Annotated in this window: 17 protein-coding genes, 1 tRNA gene and 2 pseudogenes; 11 read left to right on the top strand and 9 right to left on the bottom strand. The window is 54.2% G+C overall.

The features are described from left to right. Window positions 1-184 precede the first annotated feature (184 nt). Entirely contained in the window at window positions 185-1,096 is a 912-nt protein-coding gene (gene ppk2 / locus ACI2KB_RS18175) for a polyphosphate kinase 2 (protein ID WP_404636581.1), read from the top strand. A gap of 251 nt (window positions 1,097-1,347) precedes the next feature. Here the strand turns inward: ppk2 and ACI2KB_RS18170 are convergent, their stop codons facing one another. Continuing rightward, complete coding sequence (locus ACI2KB_RS18170) at window positions 1,348-2,388, bottom strand: FUSC family protein (protein WP_404636580.1); 1,041 nt, start codon at window positions 2,386-2,388, stop codon at window positions 1,348-1,350. A 492-nt stretch (window positions 2,389-2,880) separates the two neighbouring features. Between ACI2KB_RS18170 and ACI2KB_RS18165 the strand changes: the two genes are divergently transcribed. From ACI2KB_RS18165 to ACI2KB_RS18155, 3 genes are read left to right on the top strand one after another with little or no spacing between them, the layout of a single operon-like run. After that, entirely contained in the window at window positions 2,881-3,474 is a 594-nt protein-coding gene (locus tag ACI2KB_RS18165; RefSeq protein ID WP_404636579.1) for a hypothetical protein, read from the top strand. An 8-nt stretch (window positions 3,475-3,482) separates the two neighbouring features. Further along, window positions 3,483-4,049: an ImmA/IrrE family metallo-endopeptidase gene (locus ACI2KB_RS18160; RefSeq protein ID WP_404636578.1), complete on the top strand. Its 567-nt coding sequence runs from the start codon at window positions 3,483-3,485 to the stop codon at window positions 4,047-4,049. Next, window positions 4,036-5,103: a hypothetical protein gene (locus ACI2KB_RS18155; RefSeq protein WP_404636577.1), complete on the top strand. Its 1,068-nt coding sequence runs from the start codon at window positions 4,036-4,038 to the stop codon at window positions 5,101-5,103. The genes ACI2KB_RS18160 and ACI2KB_RS18155 overlap by 14 nt, the downstream gene beginning before the upstream one ends. On the opposite strand, the gene ACI2KB_RS18150 is transcribed toward ACI2KB_RS18155, so the two are convergent. Together ACI2KB_RS18150 and ACI2KB_RS18145 are read right to left on the bottom strand one after the other, a co-directional pair. Further along, complete coding sequence (locus tag ACI2KB_RS18150) at window positions 5,092-5,700, bottom strand: sce7726 family protein (RefSeq protein WP_404636576.1); 609 nt, start codon at window positions 5,698-5,700, stop codon at window positions 5,092-5,094. The two genes, ACI2KB_RS18155 and ACI2KB_RS18150, sit on opposite strands and share 12 nt — an antisense overlap. A gap of 66 nt (window positions 5,701-5,766) precedes the next feature. Continuing rightward, complete coding sequence (locus ACI2KB_RS18145; protein WP_404636575.1) at window positions 5,767-5,928, bottom strand: hypothetical protein; 162 nt, start codon at window positions 5,926-5,928, stop codon at window positions 5,767-5,769. Between the two features lie 780 nt (window positions 5,929-6,708). On the opposite strand from ACI2KB_RS18145, the gene ACI2KB_RS18140 reads away from it, so the two are divergent. The 6 genes from ACI2KB_RS18140 (at window position 6,709) to ACI2KB_RS18115 (ending at window position 10,299) form a co-directional block, all read left to right on the top strand. Next, window positions 6,709-6,918 (top strand): TraC family protein, encoded by a 210-nt coding sequence (locus ACI2KB_RS18140; protein ID WP_404636574.1) that lies wholly within the window; start codon window positions 6,709-6,711, stop codon window positions 6,916-6,918. 2 nt (window positions 6,919-6,920) lie between these two features. Further along, a complete protein-coding gene (locus tag ACI2KB_RS18135) occupies window positions 6,921-7,145 on the top strand; it encodes a hypothetical protein (protein ID WP_404636573.1) in 225 nt (74 codons plus the stop codon). A gap of 262 nt (window positions 7,146-7,407) precedes the next feature. Beyond that, complete coding sequence (gene trbJ, locus ACI2KB_RS18130) at window positions 7,408-8,205, top strand: P-type conjugative transfer protein TrbJ (protein ID WP_404636572.1); 798 nt, start codon at window positions 7,408-7,410, stop codon at window positions 8,203-8,205. Between the two features lie 2 nt (window positions 8,206-8,207). Next, window positions 8,208-8,402 carry a hypothetical protein gene (locus tag ACI2KB_RS18125; RefSeq protein WP_404636571.1) on the top strand — a complete coding sequence of 65 codons (195 nt, stop codon included), beginning with the start codon at window positions 8,208-8,210 and terminating at the stop codon, window positions 8,400-8,402. 2 nt (window positions 8,403-8,404) lie between these two features. Beyond that, complete coding sequence (gene trbL / locus ACI2KB_RS18120; protein WP_404636570.1) at window positions 8,405-9,976, top strand: P-type conjugative transfer protein TrbL; 1,572 nt, start codon at window positions 8,405-8,407, stop codon at window positions 9,974-9,976. Between the two features lie 2 nt (window positions 9,977-9,978). Next, the gene (locus tag ACI2KB_RS18115; protein WP_404636569.1) at window positions 9,979-10,299 is read left to right on the top strand and encodes a hypothetical protein; all 321 of its coding nucleotides are present in this window, start codon (window positions 9,979-9,981) and stop codon (window positions 10,297-10,299) included. A 595-nt stretch (window positions 10,300-10,894) separates the two neighbouring features. On the opposite strand, the gene ACI2KB_RS18110 is transcribed toward ACI2KB_RS18115, so the two are convergent. Together ACI2KB_RS18110 and ACI2KB_RS18105 are read right to left on the bottom strand one after the other, a co-directional pair. Next, window positions 10,895-11,647 (bottom strand): ABC transporter ATPase, encoded by a 753-nt coding sequence (locus ACI2KB_RS18110; protein WP_404636568.1) that lies wholly within the window; start codon window positions 11,645-11,647, stop codon window positions 10,895-10,897. Then, window positions 11,634-12,512: a helicase RepA family protein gene (locus ACI2KB_RS18105; protein ID WP_404636567.1), complete on the bottom strand. Its 879-nt coding sequence runs from the start codon at window positions 12,510-12,512 to the stop codon at window positions 11,634-11,636. The genes ACI2KB_RS18110 and ACI2KB_RS18105 overlap by 14 nt, the downstream gene beginning before the upstream one ends. 324 nt (window positions 12,513-12,836) lie before the next feature. Between ACI2KB_RS18105 and ACI2KB_RS18100 the strand changes: the two genes are divergently transcribed. Beyond that, window positions 12,837-13,811, top strand: coding sequence for a LuxR family transcriptional regulator (locus ACI2KB_RS18100; RefSeq protein ID WP_404636566.1), 975 nt, complete (start codon window positions 12,837-12,839; stop codon window positions 13,809-13,811). Here the strand turns inward: ACI2KB_RS18100 and ACI2KB_RS18095 are convergent. From ACI2KB_RS18095 to rpoD, 4 genes and pseudogenes are all read right to left on the bottom strand, one after another. Continuing rightward, complete coding sequence (locus ACI2KB_RS18095) at window positions 13,726-14,841, bottom strand: site-specific integrase (RefSeq protein ID WP_404636565.1); 1,116 nt, start codon at window positions 14,839-14,841, stop codon at window positions 13,726-13,728. The genes ACI2KB_RS18100 and ACI2KB_RS18095 overlap by 86 nt on opposite strands. Window positions 14,842-14,967: 126 nt before the next feature. Continuing rightward, window positions 14,968-15,044 (bottom strand) — tRNA-Ile (locus tag ACI2KB_RS18090). 16 nt (window positions 15,045-15,060) lie between these two features. Then, window positions 15,061-18,018: pseudogene (locus ACI2KB_RS18085) on the bottom strand (EAL domain-containing protein); the annotation flags it as partial. A 440-nt stretch (window positions 18,019-18,458) separates the two neighbouring features. Next, a pseudogene (gene rpoD / locus ACI2KB_RS18080) lies at window positions 18,459-20,051 on the bottom strand (RNA polymerase sigma factor RpoD); the annotation flags it as partial. Window positions 20,052-20,123 lie beyond the last annotated feature (72 nt).

The following is a 20,123-nucleotide window of genomic DNA, read 5'->3' as shown; positions in this document are numbered from 1 at the left end:
GGTAACCGTTGCGTGGAGGTTGGTCAGGATTCTTCAGTTACTCGTTCGAAATGACCATAGACGTAAGTGTCCAGACTCTATCTGTAGGACTTTTCCTTGGTATCACCGTTTTGTCATTCAGCTGTCACCCCCGGCGTGCCTAAATTTCGGCCTGACCCTCTAACTCCATGCCGGGAGCCCTGTCATGACGCTGGATCTTTCCGAAACCGCTCGCTACATCCAAGCCGACATTCTCGACAGCTTCGACGAAGAACTGGAGATGGAGTACGACGATGCTCGTCTCGATGGCTTGCTCTCCGATCTGGGCGAAGAAGTCCCCAAGGGTATCGATCGTCGCCTGTATTTCCGCGAGCTGCTGCGTCTGCAAGGCGAATTGGTCAAGTTGCAGGACTGGGTCGTCAGCCAGAAACTGAAAGTCGTGGTGCTGTTCGAAGGCCGCGACGCAGCCGGTAAGGGCGGCGCCATCAAACGCATCACTCAGCGCCTCAATCCGCGTGTCTGCCGAGTCGCTGCGCTGACCGCGCCCAGCGAGCGCGAGCGTACGCAATGGTACTTCCAGCGCTACGTCGCACACCTGCCTGCGGCGTGCGAAATGGTGCTGTTCGACCGCAGTTGGTACAACCGCGCGGGCGTTGAGCGTGTGATGGGCTTCTGTGATCAGGACGAGTACGAAGAGTTTTTCCGCACCGTTCCCGAGTTCGAAAAGATGCTGGTTCGCTCCGGCATCATCCTCATCAAATACTGGTTCTCGATCACCGACGACGAGCAGTATCGCCGCTTCCTGATGCGTATCCACGACCCACTGAAACAGTGGAAACTCTCGCCGATGGATCTGGAGTCCCGCCGTCGTTGGGAAGACTACACCCGCGCCAAGGAAGAAATGCTTACCCGCTCCCACACCGATGTGGCGCCATGGTGGATCGTCGAAGCCGATGACAAGAAACGTGCGCGCCTGAATTGCATTCACCACCTGCTGCAACAGATTCCACGAGGCGAAGTGGAAGCGCCGCAAGTGGTGCTGCCAGAACGTGAATACAACGCCAACTACCTGCGCGCGCCCGTGCCACGAGACATGGTGGTGCCGTCGGTTTATTGAGAAAACGCAGATAACGGCAGATGCTCAACCTGTGGGAGATTCTATGTTGGCTGGCCAGCCTAATTCGCCACCAAGGCGGCTCCCACAGAGTCGGCGCCGATCATGATTACAGGGCTCGGCGAGCATCACTGCGGGAGCCGCCTTGGTGGCGAAATCGGTGGTTCAGCGACGTTGATTGAACTGATCCAATGCATTCGACAGCAAACCAACCCTCACTCAGGCTGCATCAAATCTCAGGTATTCGTTGCCGTTCAGATCTTCCACTTCTTTGCAGTCTTCGCCAGGCGCTGCTGCAACCCTCCCAGGTTCAACGCGAGCTGGCGATTCATCAGTTGATAACCCAGCACTTCCGCCGAAACAGCGGGCGTTTCGGGGCCGACCGCCAGGGACTCGGTCGGACGCGCCAGCCGCTCTGTTGCGCCGTTCTGCAGCGCCCGCGCCATGCCGATGAACAGGCGTCGGATCCGCCGTTGTTCAGCGTTCATCCCCGCACTGCCCAAATCCGCCGGACGCAGATTGGAAAGTATCTCCAGCGTGCTCAGGCACATCCGAAAATGCCCCTGAATCGCATCCAGCTCCACCAATGAAATCTTTACTTCCTTTGACACCGAAGGCATCAGCGAACGCAGTTGCAGCATCGTCGCGTTCAACTTGGCCGTCAGCTTCAGGTGTTCATCGGCGGCGATCGACTGTCCACTGCTGATGCGCTCGTACACCTTCGCGCAGATGCGCAAACCACTGGCCAGGTTGTAACGCCACGAATACACCGCGTACAGCGGCAACGCGAAGGAAAACGCCAGCGCCAAGGCAATCCCGATCAGAATATCCACGGTGCGCCACAGCCCGTCAGTAATCGGGTTATCGCCATGCCCCGCCACGATGAACAGCGTGATTGCCGATAACAGCGCCGTGTAACCGCCTTTGCCGATCGCGTGATAGGCGAAGAAACCGCAGATCAGCGACATGATCACGTACGTCAAAAGCGGCATGCCCAGATAGCTCTGCTGCGCCACGACTGCCAGCCCCAACGCCGCCCCGATCAACGTCCCATAGGCCCGCTCCACCGATTTCTTGCCGATATTGCCGTGATGCTGAAGACCTCCAATCACGATCAACATCGTCACCGACGCCCACTCACCGTGGGGCAGGTGAATGCCGGTGGTCAGCAGAATCGAGACCAATAAACCAACGACGATACGGCCCGCGTGGATGTAGCGGGCGTGGCGATAGCGGCGGTAGGGGTCGAGGAGGGGGCGTAGTAAGCGGCGCAGGAGCATGGAAGGTGTATTCATGAGGAGACTGACCGTCGAGAACGTGAATATATCCTGCGGCTCGTCAAATTGATGCGGGTTTGTGGGAGCAGTCCAGACGAAAAAGCCGCGCAATGCGCGGCTTTTGAAGGTGGTGGGCCCACACGGACTCGAACCGTGGACCAAAGGATTATGAGTTGACTCGCGTGCCTGCAAGCCAAGCAAAATCTGGCGTAGGGTAGCACAGGTACTGCAAGCTGAAGCTACCGTAGTTACTGATGCTCAGCGTAGTTAACGAAAACTCGCGATAGCTTAGAGGTGTACCCTCGTTGTACCGAAGGGAGGTGCGAAGGCTAGCAGCGCCACACAAGTCTTTATGCGCGGTTCCCCTACCCAAACGCGCTACGCGATGGCGTAGACAGCTGCATTAGCTCGGCGGTAGCATCACTTTGCTACCAAAGCTGCATGCGGTGCTTTGGGGTCGCTTTTTAGCCCGCATGGTGGGCCTCTCGGCCATAGTGAATGGATTTCCAGATGAAGGATCTTTTTGCATCAAGCGTTCTATCAACATGTATTGCTTTAATCGTGGTGCTGGCCGTGCTCCATTTTGCTCCAGTGTCAGATATTTTAATTACACATTCTCAATATGTCCCTGCCCGAGATATAAAAGAGCTTGATAGCTATGAGCAGTTAGTTATTGAGCGGATGATCAGAGAAAAGACTCTAATCTCTGTCGATACGCTTTGGTCTTTGCAGGTATCATTCTATCAAACGATGGTCAGTATTTTGATTGCCCTGAACGCTGCTATCGTTGGTGGGGCGTTTGTCATTATCCGAAGCTCGTCCAAGGCGGAAGTTGTTAAAGAGTCAAAAGCCCACTTTGATGAGTTTTCTAGTACTGGCGGGCTTGCCAAAATAGTAGAGCGGAAAGCTAAAAAAGAGCTTAATAAACTGAACGCTATTTATGGGGATGTGTTCGACGGGTTGTCTGAGCAAGGTGCTATAGTTTCGGATCATGAAACTAGGATTAAGGTGTCCGAGGATGCTATAATCCAGGTTAGTAGTCGGCTTGCAGCTCTCGATAGATCAGAGAGCTGCGATGGCCTCGACGGTAAGATTAGAGAGTAGGTAAGTAAATGGCTTTTATCCGGAAGAGTGGTAAGTCAAAGTCAGCCGATACTTCGCATGTAAGTGAAGTTGCTTCGGTTGATGAAAGATTTACAGTTGATCAGTTGCTCGCACTTGCGGCGCAGCACGAAGTCGACACATCTCCTTTGGATGTGAAGTCTCTTCTGTCCGTTTTGGGTATTAAACTGTTAAGCGTTCCAATGAGTGACGATGTCTCAGGAATGTTGAGTCTCGCTGATAATAGTAAGGAATGGGTGGTGAAAGTAAATGCGCTCCACCACCCTAACAGGCAACGATTTACTATTGCGCATGAAATCGCACATTTTTCTCGGCACAGGTTTCAGCAAGCCGAGTTTAAAGACCTAAATTTTTTCCGAAATGGCGAAAGCAATCCAATGGAGGTTGAGGCCAACCGATTCGCTAGCGAGCTTTTGATGCCTGAATCGGCTTTCAGAGATAAGGTTAAGGTATTTTCCGGCAGTATTGAAGAAATCGCACAATACTTTAAGGTCTCAACCTTGGCAGTGCGCGTCCGAGCAAAAAATTTAGGAATGAAGGGACATGGATTGGAATAGCTTCATTTATTTTCCCGTACTTAAGACTAAAGATGCTGAGCTAAGGGCTATATCGGCTATCGATGTTTCTTATAGGAAGAACATGCTTCCTACCTATGAGATTACTAAGTCAAGAATCACAAAGAAAAATTCGGTTGGTGATATTGTTAAGCGTCTTGATCAAATCAAAAATATTCAGGGGAACCTTCCTTATATTTTAGATGTGACGACAGATCCCAAGCAGAAAAACTCTCAGATAGAAAGTATTTTGTCGCCGGTCAACGGCTACGAGTCTTGGCGAAGTTGGCTGGAGTTGAATTGTGGTGAGCAGATAGTTCCTATGATTCACGTTAACTTTGAGCTGGATGAAGACTTAAGTGAGGCCAAAGCCTTTGTCGCTTCTGTCACTGCTAAATACAAGAAGATGGCTTTGCGTCTTCCTGCTGACCTGGAGCATGATGAGTACGAAGATATAGTGACTGATATAGTCTCGGAATTGAAAGGTACTCGACTTTATATACTTTTGGATGAGGGTTGTATCAGGGATCGAGCTAAGTCCAGCTTAGTGCCAATTACAGATAGTTATCAGCGAGCTTTCAGTAAGATATCCTCGCTGCCAGGTTCTGTTGAATGGCTTGAAAAGATTGTTTGTATTGCTGGCTCATTCCCCTATCAAGTCTCTGCTGAAGGCAAAGACGAGGAGGGCGACTTTGAGATATACGAGCAGTCACTGTTTCTATCTCTTCGGCATAATCGGCCAATGTTGCAATTTGGGGACTACGCGTCAATCAACGTAAAGCAAATTGAAATGCGAGGCGGTACCTTTGTTCCACGCATTGATTTTTGTACAGCTACAAGATTTTATTATTACCGAAAGCGACGGGATGTTGGTTCGTACATTTGGTGTGCGAAGCAGGTTGTGAAGAGCTCGAATTATGTTTCGAATGGTAGTTGGGGCGATAATGAAATATCAAGTGCCGCTGCTGGAAGTCCTTCAGGTATTAGTCCGTCTTTCTGGATATCCGTTCGAGCGTGCAACTACATGATTCGTAGGGTTGAAGAACTACGAGTCTAATCTGTTAGGGGCTAAGCCTAAAGAGAATACATCATCTAGGGTAAGTAGTTCACTGGTCTCGTTTTTCATGTGGCTAGTCTGGCTGCCATACTTTTGGATGATGTGTCGCCTGAAGATGGTTTTAATGTCTTCTTTCTTGTAAGTGCGAGAAATGGACTCGCAAGTTTCAAGTTTTGATTTTCTTACTATTTTAAATTCTCTGCGTAACGTTTCAATAGGCATCGCGTCTAACGTTACAATTGTGTTTGAGTTTCTTATTTGCTTCGCTTTCCGTAGACGTTTCACGCCGCCAGATGAGCATAGGTAGATACCAATTTTTTCAGGAGCTATTTTCCGTATGGCAGGAAGATTTTTGGTATCGCATACGACATAGACATAGTCAAATAGCTGCTCGTATGATCTAAGCTGCTCTGATAGCCGGTCTATTCGGTCGTGGGCGGATTTGATTTCGTATCCGATGATCATGCCGTCTTTTGCAGAAATTATATCTGCACGGCGACGGCCGAAGTGAAATGGATATTCAAAAAAAACAACGTCCGTACCTTCTTGTTTTAGAAGATGGTATCCGGTAAGACGTTTTATTTCGGCTTCTTTCATATTTTAAGTGGTTTTAAAATCTAGCTTGTTGCGAATTCTACACGATTCAGGGTTGTTAGTCAGTAATTACTTTTTCTTGTCAAGATTCCGGCTTGTCATATTTTTGGTTTTATTGGTAATGCCGGCCTGTGCCAAAGCTGTTATGAGTAACTCTATTTCTTGCTCGCTCCCTTCTATTAATACTTTTTTGTAAAGTTCTAAAGCGTACTCGTGATCGCTGTCGAGCATGTTGATGAAGTATTCTTTGTGAGATATATCTGGAGGGTGCTTCATGATTTACATGGTTGTCTTTATGCTTGATGTGGCGAGGTGAAGTGTCTCAAGATCATCTATATATTCCTCTCTGTTCGGTAAGAGTTGGGGTTGTTTTTGGTAATGTATATTTATGTCTCTAGGTTTTTATCAAGTATAGCTCGTTTTACAACAGCTATGTGGCCCGCGCTGGGTGTTGTTTTCTTGTGTGTACGGGCGAGACTGCTTCATTGTCACGTCCTTCAGGAGGAGCCTTTATTCTGGTGTGCTTTGACATGGCTTGTGTTCCAGTTGTTGCTTTTCGCTATTAGACGCGGCAGCGCCTGCATGCCTCGCAGAGCAAGATGCCGTTGAGCCGAAGGCGAATAAGGGACGGTGTTGGATGGGGACGGGCTTGCCCGTACCCGTACAACACACATCTTGCCGTCTATCACTATGCGATTCTATGCAACTGTAGTGGAGATGCCATTCGGATTTTATCTAATCGCGTAGATTCGCGTTAGTTCGCATACATTCGCGCAGCGTCGCACTAATAAATAGTGTCAATCGCATAGAGTCGCGCAGAATCGCATAAAGCCGTCGCCTTAAACGAGCTCGATTGAATTATCTGGGGACAGGCGCCTGAACAGACTGATTGGCGGCTTGCACGGCTATGTTACAAAGCATGCTCCTTGAAAATTGCGCATCTCGAATGAGAGCATTCATAGGTGTACGCACTTTTACCGAAGAAAATCATCAGGTATACCGGAGCAATCAATGGCACGCAAAACTCTCGCTGAGCGCCGTTCTGACGCCATTTCCGAACTGGAAACCGCTAAGGCGCGACTCGCAAAACTCGACAATGAAGCCGCTGAGAGAATTGGCAGAATTGCAATAAAGTCAGGATTGGTTAATCTGAAGCTTACGGACGATCAAGTCCGGGAAGAATTTGACCGAATCGTGGCAAAGATCAGCAAGAGGAATTGACCATGAAGACAGCTCACCGCATCAGCGCATTTGCCAGTCGACTCGACGAATTGCAAGCCTGCCTCGGTCGAGCCAGCAACCGGGCTACGGAAAATGTTACGGAAGCCCAGCGCATCGCGGCTGAGCTGGCTTTATCCCTTGAAGACTGGCATCTCGACGCGCTGCGCATACCTAAGGCGGAGCGTGCCCCCTACCGAGCACAGAATCCTTATTACTCAGAACATTGACTCCGCTCTGGTTAAAAAGCCCACTTCGGTGGGCTTTTTTGTGTCCGTAAAACGTATAAAGCCGGACAGGTTTAATCTATACCATCTTCAAAATTAAAGCCTTACATATCAGATCGATAGTTATTTTTCTCAGCTATATGGCGGACAGTTTACGGACACGCCTATCGCATTTTATGCGGATAGAATAGTTATCCGTATATTTCAAAAAAGAGCAATGTCGACAAATAATAGAGCCGTCAAGGTTAGAAATGAGGTATTCGGTATGAATAGGGAATTACTCATAAAAGCATCGTCCCACTTGTGCAAATCCGGGCGTCATGTGGCGTTAAGCGTTGCGATGGTCGGAACCGGCTTACTTGGCGCGGGGCTATACGTTGCGCCTGCCACGGCTTACGCCATCTACTGCGCAAACTGCTCCACGTTCTATCAGCAGATGTTTGAGTACGCTGAAGCTGTCAACACGGCTCTGAACACGGCCGAGCAACTGCAAACCCAGGTGCAGCAGTATCAAAGCATGATCACCCAAGGCACCGGGTTGCCCGATTCTATGTTCGGCAGTATCGCCGCTGATCTTAAAAATGTGATGAACATCTACGACCGCTCGCAGGCGTTGGGCCGCCAAATCCAGAACATGGATTCACAATTCAACACGGCTTTCCCCGGTTTCGAGTCGTACCTGAACCAAGCTGCCAACTCGGCTGAGTCATCTGCACAGGATCGCTATCAGACTTGGTCTGAGCAAGGCCGTGATAACGTGAAAACTGCGCTCGAAGCGGCGAACCTCAATACCAGCTCCTTTGAGTCTGAGGGCGTGCAGCTTGACCGCATGATGACCCGTTCACAGTCAGCCGTCGGCCGGATGCAAGCACTTCAGGCGGGCAACGAAATCGCTTCACAGAACGTACAGCAATTGCAAAAGCTGCGCGATCTGGTGGCTACGCAAATCAACATGCAGGGCAATTATCTGGCTCAGCAGGGCGACCGTACAGCAGCCAGCGAAGCTACCGAACAACAGTTTGAAGCGCGCAAAAACATCCGTGGCGGCGTTAAGGGGTATTGAGAATGACTATTTCGAAATGGCTCATCGCGTTGATCTGCTCCGGCTCTGCACTAATCGGTTCTATGGTCACCTTGGCGGTTCAACGCAATAGCGAATGTACATCGATGGCTGAGCAGCAACAGCAACAGCAACAGCGCGACGCTGATGCCTCGTTTGAAGCACGCCCGAACACTCGCGGCGGCGTTAAGGGGTACTAGCTATGGATCGTCGCCTACTGTTCTTCCTCGTCTTGGCGAGTGTATTCGTGAGCGGAAATACTATGGCCGCGACCGACCTTTCCCATGCCGACACTTCGGTCCAGGGCCTACTCGACCTCGTTTTGCAGCAGTCGCACCAATGGTCAGGAAAGCTGTATGACTACGCGATCAGGTTATTCTGGCTGTTGGCCTCGATTCAGTTCATCTGGACGTTCATGCCTCTAGTCATGAAGCAAGCCGACCTCGGCGAGATAGTTGGCGAGCTACTGCGCTTCGTCCTGGTGGTCGGTTTCTTCCTTGCCGTTATGAAGTACTCGGTGGAATGGGCATCTGCCGTTGTCGATAGTTTCCGCGATGCGGCGGCTTCTGCGAGCGGCCTCGAGCGCGCGTTAGAGCCCGGCGATATGCTGGCGGTTGCGCTGGATTTTGGCCGCACCATGGTGAAGGGCATATCAGTGTTTTCGCCGGCCAAAGGACTTCTGATCGCAGTTTGCGCAATCCTTGTATTGGCGTGTTTCGCCTTCATCGCTGCATTCATGTTCGTAACGCTCGTAGAGTCTTACGTAATCATCAATGCTTCGGTGCTGTTCTTTGGCTTTGGCGGCTCACAATGGACGCGTGATTTTGCAATCGCCCCAATGCGTTTCACCGTCGCAATCGGAGCCAAGCTGTTCGTCTTAACGCTGATTGTCGGCCTAATCGTTCAGTCGGCCAAGCAGTGGTTGGCCGCCTACACAAATGACGAAGCGTCGTTGATGACGATGGTTGGTCTGGCCTTGGTGTGCTGCTATTTGACAAAGACCATTCCTGACCTCATCGGCGGAATGATAAGTGGCACCTCGATGGGTGGTGGATCAGCCATAGGTGGTATGGCGGCGGCTGGTGCTGCCGGTGCAGCGGCGGCAATCGCGACCATCGCCACCGCCGGGGCGGCCGCTCCTGCCGCTGCCGGTGCTCTCGGTGCTGCTGGCAGCAGTGGTGCTGCCGGTGCAGCGGGTGCCGGTGGCATCAGCAGTGGCGGTCTGGCAGGGGCTATCAACTCCAGCTTTGCCGGTGGTGCCGCTTCGTCTGTAGGTGGCGCAACGTCCTCCGGCGTGGGAGCCAGCACTGGCGGCGGCGCAGCGACCAAGGGGGCAACCTCCGCAGGTGCGAAGACTGGCGGTGGTGCAGCTATCCCATCGGCTACGCCCAGCAACGGCGTCCAACAGGCCGCTAAGCAGGTGAGGAAGGCCGCGCAGAGCGGCGGTGACAATGATCAAAAAGCGGCACCAAAGGGTGGAACTGTCAGTTCCGGCAGCGCACTGTCCCAAGCGGCCAATGGTGGAGCAAAAGCACTCGGCGTGATCGCCTCGCTGTCAGTGCCCGGCATGGAGAATGCGCACTCAGCGTCTCTTGGTGCAGGTGTTCCAACATCAGCTCTCGGCGAAGCCAGATCGACCACAAGCGCAGAACCGCCTGCGGAAACGGTAGGCGCGGAATCCAACGTCATCCGACCAGATGAGGGCACCAGCTCGAATCTCGGTCGCCTCGACGTTCCGAGCATGGCCACGAGCAACGACCAACCGGAGAAATAACCATGAGTGAAATTCTGATATTCGCTGGATTCGTAGTTCTCACTTCGACCTCGGCCGTTGGTCTGTGGGCGCTCGGCCGATATCTGCGTAGCAAAGGTTATGGGCCGCAGCTGGATAAGCTGAATCGCCAATTCACGGCCGTACAGCTTCGAGTCAGACCGCTTGCCTTGTCTGCCTCTTATCGCATATTTGCGGGCACGCAGATCCTGAATCGTCTACCTCTCCTGGGAAGCAAGAGTAGCGCTGCTCTGAACCATCAAGTGTTGATTGCCATTCAGGCTGCGCAGGAAGCACAGAAACGAGAGAAGCCCAACAATCGCTGATTGCTGACCAGTCTCCTAGACAGCCCCGCCTCTGTGTGGGGTTCATTACAATCCAGCCTCTCCTGTCTCGTAGCGAGCTCTAGGAGGATCGCAGGACCATCTCCACCATCTCCACCATCTCCACCATCTCCACCATCTCCACCATCTCCACCATCTACACGGATAAAGGCCATCCAAAGCTTAGGGCTTTGTCATTAGTAATACGCACGGACTTTGAACAGTCTGATAGGCCCACTTTACAGGCTCTGAGCTGCGTCTTGAGCGACACTCGACCCTGACACCACCAGTCCCCTTGACGATCGCAATGGAACGGCCGACGGCCACCTCTACTCGTTTTGATGTCTATTCAAATTTTGCAGAGGGGGCTACATGCCAGGCTCGAAGCGATGGGGGTACGACGGGACAGCCCTTTCTTTTGGTGCCCAACGGCCGTAGGCCGACTGGCAAGGCCGGACCGCGCCTAAGCGCGGGCTGCGCCGCGCAGAACTGAATATCCTGAATATCCTGCCAACTCCGAGCGGGTGTGCGACGTTTCGGGCGGGTGCGCGACGCTATCGGGCGGATGTACAACGCTATCGGGCGGGTATGCGACGCTTCAAGCTTCACCAGTGCCTTTTTTCTTTACCCTCACGCCGTCCAGAATCAGGCCTAACGCTTTCAATTCGGCGGCGTCTTCCCTCAATCTGTACCGCGCATCGCGCATCGCCTTACTATGCACCGCACCGGCGACAGCCACGATGACGGTGTCAAGATACCAGCCACCTGGCGGCTCGAACTTGTGGCTCAAAACGTGCCGCGCAACCGCTTGGCTGATGCCATGCTGGAGGCGGGCAACGGGGGCCGGGTCGTAGTACAAACTCAAATCATGCTCAAGTAGCGTCACCAGTGCTACGCCAAGCCGCACCCGCCACAGATTTCGCTCTCCCCTTGTCAGCGGATCAAGCCGCGTCATTGGCGAAGGGATAACGTGATCAATCAATCCGCCGATTATTGGAAAATCAAATTTTGGGGTTTCGATTGTGATCGTCGCAGCTCGCAGTTCGGCCAACAGCTTTTCGATCTGTGTGAAGCTGTAGCGACTGTCGGACAGTGTTTTTCTCACCCGAGCGGGGTCTACCAGAAGCTCCACGCCGCCATCAGAAACATCGCGTCGCCGTTCCGCGCAATACAATATCGCTTCCACAATATCGGCGTGTCTCTGGCCTAGCCTGCCTATCACACGGCAGCGACCAAATGACGTATCGGCCCAGTCACTATCCCGAAATCGGGGGCGCTGACTAGGTTGATAAAGCATTACCCGCGCCTGCGCGCACGTACTGGTGGGAGTCACAGCATTACCACCGCTCATCGTCGTCTCCATTGACGATGTGCAGAGCTCCTACCTTCTTCGTCTCTAACAGTTCCACTGGCATAAGGACGCCGCCGTCATGGCGCTTGTACCATTGATCGACCGGGGTGGCGTCGTAGTTCTGTTTGCTAACGCCGAAGCGGACAAACAAGCCTCTTCGGTCATTGCCAATCGGCTGTCGATCATAGGCACGGTCGCTGAGTGTTTTCGCCTGTTCCTCAGTCATTTTGGCGACGAAGCCGCACCAGCGTGCGTTGTCGATCAAAGCGGAGGCGCCCCGCGCTGCTTGCTGCTGGTCAGTCTGCCCCTCACGGGCACTACCCTTGCTGACGTGATGCAAGTACAGGACGGATGCCCCAGTGCTCGTCGCGGCGCACTCCAGCGTGGCGACAAGTCGTGCCATATCGCCGTTGCTGTTTTCGTCCCTATCATGAATCCGGCTTAGAGTATCCAGTACGATTAAGCGCGCACCGGCGCAAAATTCGATAATGCGGGCAAGATGCTGGTCATCCATCACGTTCATCCGTTTGCCCATGATGGGCTGGACAATCAGGTTCTCCGCGATGGCTTCACGTGCCTGCTGATTCAGGTGCTGGCCGATGGCATGGATTCGGCGGACCAGTGCGACTTCCGGGTCTTCTCCAGCGAAATACACCACGCGGCCAGCGCATGTGGGGCCAAGCCCTACTAGATCACCACCGGCAACGCTGCATGCGATCGACATGGCCGCTTCGAGTGCCCAATAGCTCTTACCGGTGGCTCCTGGGGCAACCAAAGCTCCTACTGTGCCAGCGAGGAAGCCGGGCCATATGAAATCAAGCACCGGCGGGTCACTTTCAAAAGCTGCGGTTAGATCGATGGCCATCAAATGCGGCCCCCATCTTCGAATGAGTCTGCGCTAAGGACCTCAGCAATTTGAGAGGTCCGGAAGTAGACTCTGCGGCCTATCTTCAGACGGGCTCTGTTGATGGGGAGGGTCCAAGGGTTTTGCGTTCTCAGGCTGATTCTTAGGCCATCTGGTGAGCGATCCAAGATCGTCGCCAACTGAGGCAAGCTCAATAGTGGTCCAAATCGCTCCAAAAGGTTTTCTTCGATACCCATCGCTCATCTCCATTTGTGATCGGATTTATCCGTATCGTAGGGAGGGCACTGGTTGATAACATTCTTTTAATTGGTCATTATGGTTGACATGAGTGCAAGCGAAACAGAAATCCCAGTCTGGCCCAACTGTTCACCGATCATGGAAGCGGCGGTGCGAGAACTCGTCGCCAACTGGCGGCCGTACTCAAGCAGCGCGAGACGTTTTCCGATACGCAGGCTGATTGAGCAACTGATCGACCCGGCTATCGCGCTGCTGTGTCTCGATGCGGTGTTTCAGCGATACATGTTGGGTGCACCGGGAACTACCGCCCTGAGTGATCTGATCCATTCAATTCACTACAAGGGAGCTATGCAGGCTCAGCGAGTTCTGATCCGTCAGTACATGAGCGCGACGCGTCATACTGGAGAGCAATCGAGAGAAGTGATCGGAACGCTTGAAACATTGGTGGAGGTAATCGGAGCGTGCGGCCGCAAGCGTCCAGCTCGCTCACGATGTACCGTTGAGGGTGTAACTCAAAATGCGCAGCGCAACAGAGACTTTTGTGAGGTGTGCGGGCAGCCGTCTGAACTCGCTCATCTGATCAATACAGGTGATTGGCCAGAAAGCGCCGATACCGACTACGCACTGCACCTCAGTAATCGGTATTGCGCTTCCCATCGACCTCGGCATGCTGATGGGACTTGGAACCCGCAGTATCAACGGGCAAAGCGCTCAAAGAATCTCTTTAATCTCGAACTGGCCCGGCTCACAGAGCAAAGTGCTCAGCGCACTCCGTCACCGAAGCATGACACTCCTGCTGCCGAACTTTTTGCTTTCCATATCACGCATAGCAACGGTCTTACCGCCGCAGATGAAGGTGCACTGCGGGAGCAAGCGCGCCTTATGATTGATGCTCGTTTGACGGACGCCAAGAAACAGATGCTGATTCTTCGGGCGGCCGGTTTGAACCAGAGCGAGATTGCTCGGAGGATGGGGATCAGTCGTCAGGCAGTGTCGAAGGCGCTTGGGTCGATTCCTTCTTCTTTCCAGTTCGCCGACGCGCCAGAACATCCAGTTCAATGACTAGATCTTCAGCTCGTAGATGGGTGTAGCGTCGGAGCATTTGCATTGATCTGTGGCCGCTGATGGCGGCGACCTTTTGGTCGCTAAGCCCAGCTTCTACTAAACGACTGACGGCTTCATGGCGCAAGTCATGGAACCTGAAATCGGCCAGACCGAGATTTTTCTTGATGTCTAACCAGACCTTGTTGAAGTTGTAGGGGCGACGTTTACCGTCTCTGCCAGGTTCACCGAAGAAAACCAAATCAGAGTCGAGCGGACGAATCGGGTTGGCCAATGCCTCGCGGAAAGCGGCGGTGGCATCGGTTGTCAGTGGGACGGTTCGAGGCTGTGTGTTTTTCGTATCAAGCAGGCGGACGATACGGCGCGTTACATCCACCTGACCGCGGCGCAGGGTTGTGATTTCGGAAGAGCGCATGCCAGTTTCTAGTGCGATGCGCACGATCCAATTCAGCATGGGATTGCTGTGCTTTTTAACCGCAGCAATGAGTTTGCGCTCTTCATCAGCGGTAAGGCGGCGGTCACGTCCTTCTCCTGGGCTTGGCTTTCTGATGTTCAGCACAGGATTGAACGTCAGGCCTAACCCCCATTCTTGAATGGCCACTGTAAACAGGTGGCTCAGCAGCGCTAGCTCCAAGCGCACTGTATTGTTGCTGGTTGGCTGACCGCGTGTGGTAAAGGTGGAGAGACGCTTATCCCGGTAATCGGCTATCACTTCGGCAGAAAGTGCAGCGAGCGAGTATTTACCCAGCCCATTGATTAACTGCTTCGCCTTGGTGGTCTCCGCCCGCTGAGTCGTTGGTTTCTTCGTCGGCGTGATTTCCATTAGATATCGCTGCAAGGCTTTTTCAAGCGTCAGGCGCTCGGACCCGCTGCGCTGGATATATACACCCCGCACCATTTCATCTTCGGTGCGTCGTGACCAATCTTCGGCGTCGCGTTTGGTGCGGAAGGTTTTGGCGTTGGTCGGCCATCCGGTTTTGCGGATGACGGCCTTCCAGGTGCCGGCAGGGGTTTTGACGATTGTGGCCATCTGAAGGACTCCAAAGGCGTGCAAGCGAAGCTGCACTGTACCTAATTTGTACCTTCGGACCATAGGACTGATCCGGCTGCCACTAACCCAAAAAGCCGAAAGCCGCGTAATACGCGGCTTCAAGGTTGGTGGGCCCACACGGACTCGAACCGTGGACCAAAGGATTATGAGTCCTCTGCTCTAACCAACTGAGCTATAGGCCCTCAGTCAGGCGGCGGATTATAACGACGGTTTCCGTGCTGTGCTATCCGAAAAGTCTGAAACGGTGATACGAAGAAACGTCGCGCAAAACTCTTCCGGGCGCAGGGGCAGGCTGACGATGTAGCCTTGGATCTGTTCGCAGCCTTCGTCGGCCAGGAATTGCTGCTGTTCGAGGTTCTCCACGCCTTCGGCGATGACGGTCAGCTGCATGCTGCGGCCCAGAGCGATGATGGCGCGCACGATGGCGGCGTCGTGAGGGTCGTCCGGGAGGCCGCGGACGAAGGATTGGTCGATTTTCAGGATGTCCAGTGGCAGGCGTTTGAGGTAGCTGAGCGAGGAGTAGCCAGTACCGAAATCGTCGATGGCCAGTTGTACGCCGAGCTTCTTCAGGCGATGCAGCACCGAGAGGGCTTCTTCGGTCTGGGACATGATGAAGTTTTCGGTGATTTCCAATTGCAGGCAGCCGGGTTGCAGTTCGTATTGTTTGAGCAGGTGTTCGATGCGGTTGACCAGATTGGGCTGGCGCAATTGGGCCCCGGCCAGGTTGACCGAGAGTGGCCCGAAAATGTCATAGGACTGGTTCCATTCATAGAGCTGTTGGCAGGCTTGCTCCAATACCCATTCGCCGATTTGCAGGATCATGCCGTTTTCTTCTGCCAGCGGAATGAACCGTTCGGGTGGGACTTCTCCGAAGGTGGGGTGAGTCCAGCGAATTAGCGCTTCGGCGCCGACCAGTCGCTGCGTCAGCAGGCTGACTTTCGGCTGGTAGGAGAGCGTGAACTCGTTGCGTTCAATGGCGCGGCGCAGTTCATGTTCGAGTGCAATGCGTTCGCTGGCTTGGGCGGTCAGGTCGCGGGTATAGCTTTCTACGCGGTTGCGGCCTTTGGCTTTGGAGCGGTACATCGCCGCATCGGCGTTTTTGATGAGTGTGGCGACGTCTGCGCCATCCGTGGGGAACAACGCAGAGCCGATGCTGGTGCTGATGAAGAATTCATGTTCTCCGGCCTGAAAGGGGGCGGAGAAGCTGTTCAGCAGTTTGGTCGCAATGACTTCCGCGTCATGGCTGGTTTGCAGGCCAGGCAACAGGATGATGAATTCGTCACCGCCCAGTCGGGCGACGGTGTCGATGTCGCGCAGGTTTTCTTTAAGCCGCTGGGCGATGCCTTTCAAAAGCAGGTCGCCCACTGGGTGACCGAGGCTGTCGTTGATGTGTTTGAAGCGGTCGAGATCGAGAAACAGCACAGCGCCCAGGCTGTGAGCCTCTTTGCTGTGCACCAGCGCGGCATGCAGGCGGCTTTCGAACAGCGTGCGATTGGGGAGGCCGGTGAGCGGGTCGTGGTGAGCCTGATAATCCAATCGCGCCTGGGCCTGTTTGAGGCTGGAGATGTCGGCGAATACGGCGACGAAGTGCGTGATGAACTTGTCGCGGTTGCGAACCGCGCTGATGGTCAGCCAGCTCGGGTAAATCTCGCCGTTTTTGCGACGATTGCTGATTTCCCCTTGCCAGTGACCCTCGGCGGTCAACTGGTACCACATCGCCGCATAGAACGCGCTGTCGTGCAGGCCTGACGCCAACAAGCGTGGCGTTTCGCCAATGGCCTCGCCCTCGCTGTAGCCGGTGATTTCACTGAAGGCGCGGTTGACCGCATTGATGCGCTGGCGGGTGTCGGTGATCAGTACGCCTTCGGCAGTGCTCTCGAATACCGTCGCCGCCAGTTGCAGTTTCTCCTGCATTTGATGGCGTTCAGTGATGTCTCGGGCGATGGTCAGCATGCAATCTTCGCCGCCAATGGGGAGTGGTCGTGATGAAATTTCGCACAGGCGAATCTGGCCGTCCCGACGGCGAATGTGGCTGGTGAAGTCCTTGACGAAGCCGTCGCGGCTCAGTTGCTCCAGTAATTGTTGACGCTCGTTGAGATCGACCCAGATGCCGAGGTCCAGCGTCGTGCGATCCAGTGAGAGCGAGCTGTGATAGCCAGTGATGCGGCTGAATCCGTCGTTGATCTCCACCAGCATCCCATCACTTTGTCGGGAAATGAGCATGCCGTCCGGGGAGGAGTGAAAGGCTTTGGCGAACTTTTCTTCGGACAGTTGCAGCTGTTGCTGCGCCTCTTTGAGCGGGGTGATGTCCCGGACAACCACCACTACGGCAGGTGTGGAGTCCAGGTCGAACGGCTCGGCCGAGAGTAGCCCAGTGAACGTCTGGCCATTGCTGCGACGGAAGGGCATTTCCAGGTTGCGAATGCTGCCCTTTTGCAAGCGTTGCAGCAGGCTTGGGCCGATGTCGGGAATGCCCCAGATGTTCAGTTCGCTGGGCTTGCGGCCCACGACTTCGCTGGCATCGAGACCAATCTGTTCGACGAACGCCTGGTTCGCTTCAAGGAAACAGCCGTCGGACAGCCGTGCGATGACCAGAATGTCAGGACACTGGGCGAATACGGAGGCGAATTTGCCTTCCGAGCGACGTAGGGCTTCTTCGGTCTGCTTGGCCTCGGTGATGTCGATCATCAGGCCACGCATGACCGGTTCGTGACCGTAGCTGATCAGGCTGACAATGTCGCGTACCCACAGCACGTTGCCATTAGCGTCAATGACGCGGTAATCGAGGCTGTGATCGTTGCCTTGTGCTGTTTGCTGATCGCAATACGCTTGTGCGCATGCGAGGTCGGCGGGGTGCACGATGCTGCGCCAGAAACCCGGTTTGCGCCATTGGTGAAGTGGATAACCGAGCAGGTTTTCAGCGTGAGGGGAGACGTAATTGTAGGAATAGTCCTGAATGTTGGCTTCCCAGGCGATGGCCGACAGGCTCTCGATCATGCCGCGATAGTGGTATTCGCTGCTGCGAAGTTCTTGTTCCAGTGCCACGCGTCGAGAGATTTCCGAGCTGAGACGGCGGTTGATGCGTACCACCACGGCCAGGATGGTCGACAATAGCAACAGGCCAGGCAGTCCGTAGAGCAGAAAATCTCGCCAGAATCTCGCCAGCTCGGAAGGGCGTGCGGTGGGCGTTGTGGGATTAGCCGAGTTGGTTTCTGGCAGTTCGGTATACGCCAGGGCTTCATGAAGGCGATCATCAATGCTCGAAAGTCCGTCACCCACGGTATCCGGGTGCGAACCGGTCTCGCTGATGCGTTCGATGTCAGGCGACGCAGCGTCCTTACTCTGCATTGTTTCCCTGTGCATGCCCTGCCAGGACAGCGCTCCCTGAGAAGGCGCCGGAGTGTCAGCAAGCGCCGACCCCGTCAAGCACAAGAAAACAATGGCTGGCATCCAAAACATGGCAGCCTCAGTCGTTTCAGTGTTGAGATTGAGTCGAGTGTAGCTGGGCTGAGGGGCAGTGGCACAGTGCCGAAATCTTATTCCCTTAAAATGCAAAACCCCCGGCAGTGCCGGGGGGTCTGGGTAACGCGGATCGCTTACTCGTCCAGGAATGAACGCAAATGTTCGCTCCGGGTCGGGTGGCGCAGCTTGCGCAGTGCCTTGGCTTCGATTTGACGGATACGTTCACGGGTGACGTCGAACTGCTTACCGACTTCCTCAAGGGTGTGGTCGGTATTCATGTCGATACCGAAACGCATGCGCAAAACCTTGGCTTCTCTGGCGGTCAGGCCGGACAGCACTTCGCGTGTCGCTTCCTTCAGGCTCTCAACGGTGGCGACATCGATTGGCGACTGCATGGTCGAGTCTTCGATGAAGTCACCCAGATGCGAATCTTCGTCGTCACCGATCGGGGTTTCCATGGAGATCGGCTCTTTGGCGATCTTCAATACCTTGCGGATTTTGTCCTCAGGCATTTCCATGCGCTCGCCCAACTCTTCCGGCGTCGGTTCGCGACCCATTTCCTGCAACATCTGGCGGGAAATGCGGTTGAGCTTGTTGATCGTCTCGATCATGTGCACCGGAATACGAATGGTGCGGGCCTGGTCAGCGATCGAGCGAGTAATTGCCTGACGAATCCACCACGTGGCGTAAGTCGAGAACTTGTAGCCGCGACGGTATTCGAACTTGTCCACCGCCTTCATCAAACCGATGTTGCCTTCCTGAATCAGATCCAGGAACTGCAAGCCGCGGTTGGTGTACTTCTTGGCAATCGAGATCACCAGACGCAGGTTGGCCTCAACCATCTCTTTCTTCGCGCGGCGGGCCTTGGCCTCACCGATCGACATGCGACGGTTGATGTCCTTGATTTCCAGCACGCTCAAGCCGGTTTCTTCTTCCAGCGCGGTCAGCTTCTGCTGGCAACGCTGAATGTCGGCTTGAAGGCGGCCAATGGCTTCGGCGTATTTTGTCTTGCCCTTGGCCAGTGCTTCAGTCCAGCTCTGGTCGACTTCGTTGCCCGGGAACTGGCGCAGGAAGTCAGCGCGCGGCATGCGTGCATCACGGACGCACAATTGCATGATGGCGCGTTCTTGCGCGCGCAGACGCTCCAGAGCACTGCGTACTGTTTCAACCAGGTTCTCGAATTGCTTGGGAACCAGCTTGATCGGCATGAACAGGTCAGCCAGAACCAGCAGTTCCTCGTTGGCCTGTTTGCTGCCGCGACCGTGCTTCTTAAGCGCCTTGAGGGTGATCTCCATCTGCTCGGAGACGGCACCGAAACGCTGGGCAGCAACAACAGGATCCGGCCCGCTTTCGGTTTCTTCCTCGTCGTCGCCGTCGCTTTCTTCGTCTTCTTCGTCGTCCGACTCATCGGCCTTGTCGGCTTTCTGATCCATCGGCATTGGCGCTTCCGAAGGTGGCGCAATGCCGTCGTCCGGGTCGATGTAGCCACTCAGAACGTCGGACAGGCGACCGCCTTCGCTGGTAACGCGATCGTATTCGGACAGGATGTGCTCGACGGTGCCCGGGAAGTGGGCGATAGCGCCCATCACTTCGCGGATGCCTTCCTCGATGCGTTTGGCGATTTCGATTTCGCCTTCACGAGTCAGCAGCTCAACCGTACCCATTTCGCGCATGTACATGCGCACAGGGTCGGTGGTGCGACCGATATCGGTCTCCACCGCTGCCAGCGGTAGGTGGATTTGTCTTTAGCAGAGGTCTGTTCTGTTTTGTCGTCGTTAATAATATTTTGGTGTTAATCC

Source organism: Pseudomonas sp. NPDC088444 (assembly GCF_044900175.1).
In the GTDB taxonomy this organism is placed as follows: domain Bacteria; phylum Pseudomonadota; class Gammaproteobacteria; order Pseudomonadales; family Pseudomonadaceae; genus Aquipseudomonas.
This window is presented reverse-complemented; position numbering and strand designations above follow the sequence as displayed.

What these genes read in the sequence shown, in the direction of transcription:
- ACI2KB_RS18095 (WP_404636565.1), bottom strand. Translation starts at nt 14,841, where the DNA reads ATGGCCACAATCGTCAAAACCCCTGCCGGCACCTGGAAGGCCGTCATC.
- ACI2KB_RS18160 (WP_404636578.1), top strand. Translation starts at nt 3,483, where the DNA reads ATGGCTTTTATCCGGAAGAGTGGTAAGTCAAAGTCAGCCGATACTTCG.
- ACI2KB_RS18125 (WP_404636571.1), top strand. Translation starts at nt 8,208, where the DNA reads ATGACTATTTCGAAATGGCTCATCGCGTTGATCTGCTCCGGCTCTGCA.
- ACI2KB_RS18140 (WP_404636574.1), top strand. Translation starts at nt 6,709, where the DNA reads ATGGCACGCAAAACTCTCGCTGAGCGCCGTTCTGACGCCATTTCCGAA.
- ACI2KB_RS18145 (WP_404636575.1), bottom strand. Translation starts at nt 5,928, where the DNA reads ATGCTCGACAGCGATCACGAGTACGCTTTAGAACTTTACAAAAAAGTA.
- ACI2KB_RS18100 (WP_404636566.1), top strand. Translation starts at nt 12,837, where the DNA reads ATGAGTGCAAGCGAAACAGAAATCCCAGTCTGGCCCAACTGTTCACCG.
- ACI2KB_RS18105 (WP_404636567.1), bottom strand. Translation starts at nt 12,512, where the DNA reads ATGGCCATCGATCTAACCGCAGCTTTTGAAAGTGACCCGCCGGTGCTT.
- ACI2KB_RS18165 (WP_404636579.1), top strand. Translation starts at nt 2,881, where the DNA reads ATGAAGGATCTTTTTGCATCAAGCGTTCTATCAACATGTATTGCTTTA.
- trbL (WP_404636570.1), top strand. Translation starts at nt 8,405, where the DNA reads ATGGATCGTCGCCTACTGTTCTTCCTCGTCTTGGCGAGTGTATTCGTG.
- ACI2KB_RS18170 (WP_404636580.1), bottom strand. Translation starts at nt 2,388, where the DNA reads ATGAATACACCTTCCATGCTCCTGCGCCGCTTACTACGCCCCCTCCTC.
- ACI2KB_RS18150 (WP_404636576.1), bottom strand. Translation starts at nt 5,700, where the DNA reads ATGAAAGAAGCCGAAATAAAACGTCTTACCGGATACCATCTTCTAAAA.
- ACI2KB_RS18115 (WP_404636569.1), top strand. Translation starts at nt 9,979, where the DNA reads ATGAGTGAAATTCTGATATTCGCTGGATTCGTAGTTCTCACTTCGACC.
- ppk2 (WP_404636581.1), top strand. Translation starts at nt 185, where the DNA reads ATGACGCTGGATCTTTCCGAAACCGCTCGCTACATCCAAGCCGACATT.
- ACI2KB_RS18155 (WP_404636577.1), top strand. Translation starts at nt 4,036, where the DNA reads ATGGATTGGAATAGCTTCATTTATTTTCCCGTACTTAAGACTAAAGAT.
- ACI2KB_RS18135 (WP_404636573.1), top strand. Translation starts at nt 6,921, where the DNA reads ATGAAGACAGCTCACCGCATCAGCGCATTTGCCAGTCGACTCGACGAA.
- ACI2KB_RS18110 (WP_404636568.1), bottom strand. Translation starts at nt 11,647, where the DNA reads ATGAGCGGTGGTAATGCTGTGACTCCCACCAGTACGTGCGCGCAGGCG.
- trbJ (WP_404636572.1), top strand. Translation starts at nt 7,408, where the DNA reads ATGAATAGGGAATTACTCATAAAAGCATCGTCCCACTTGTGCAAATCC.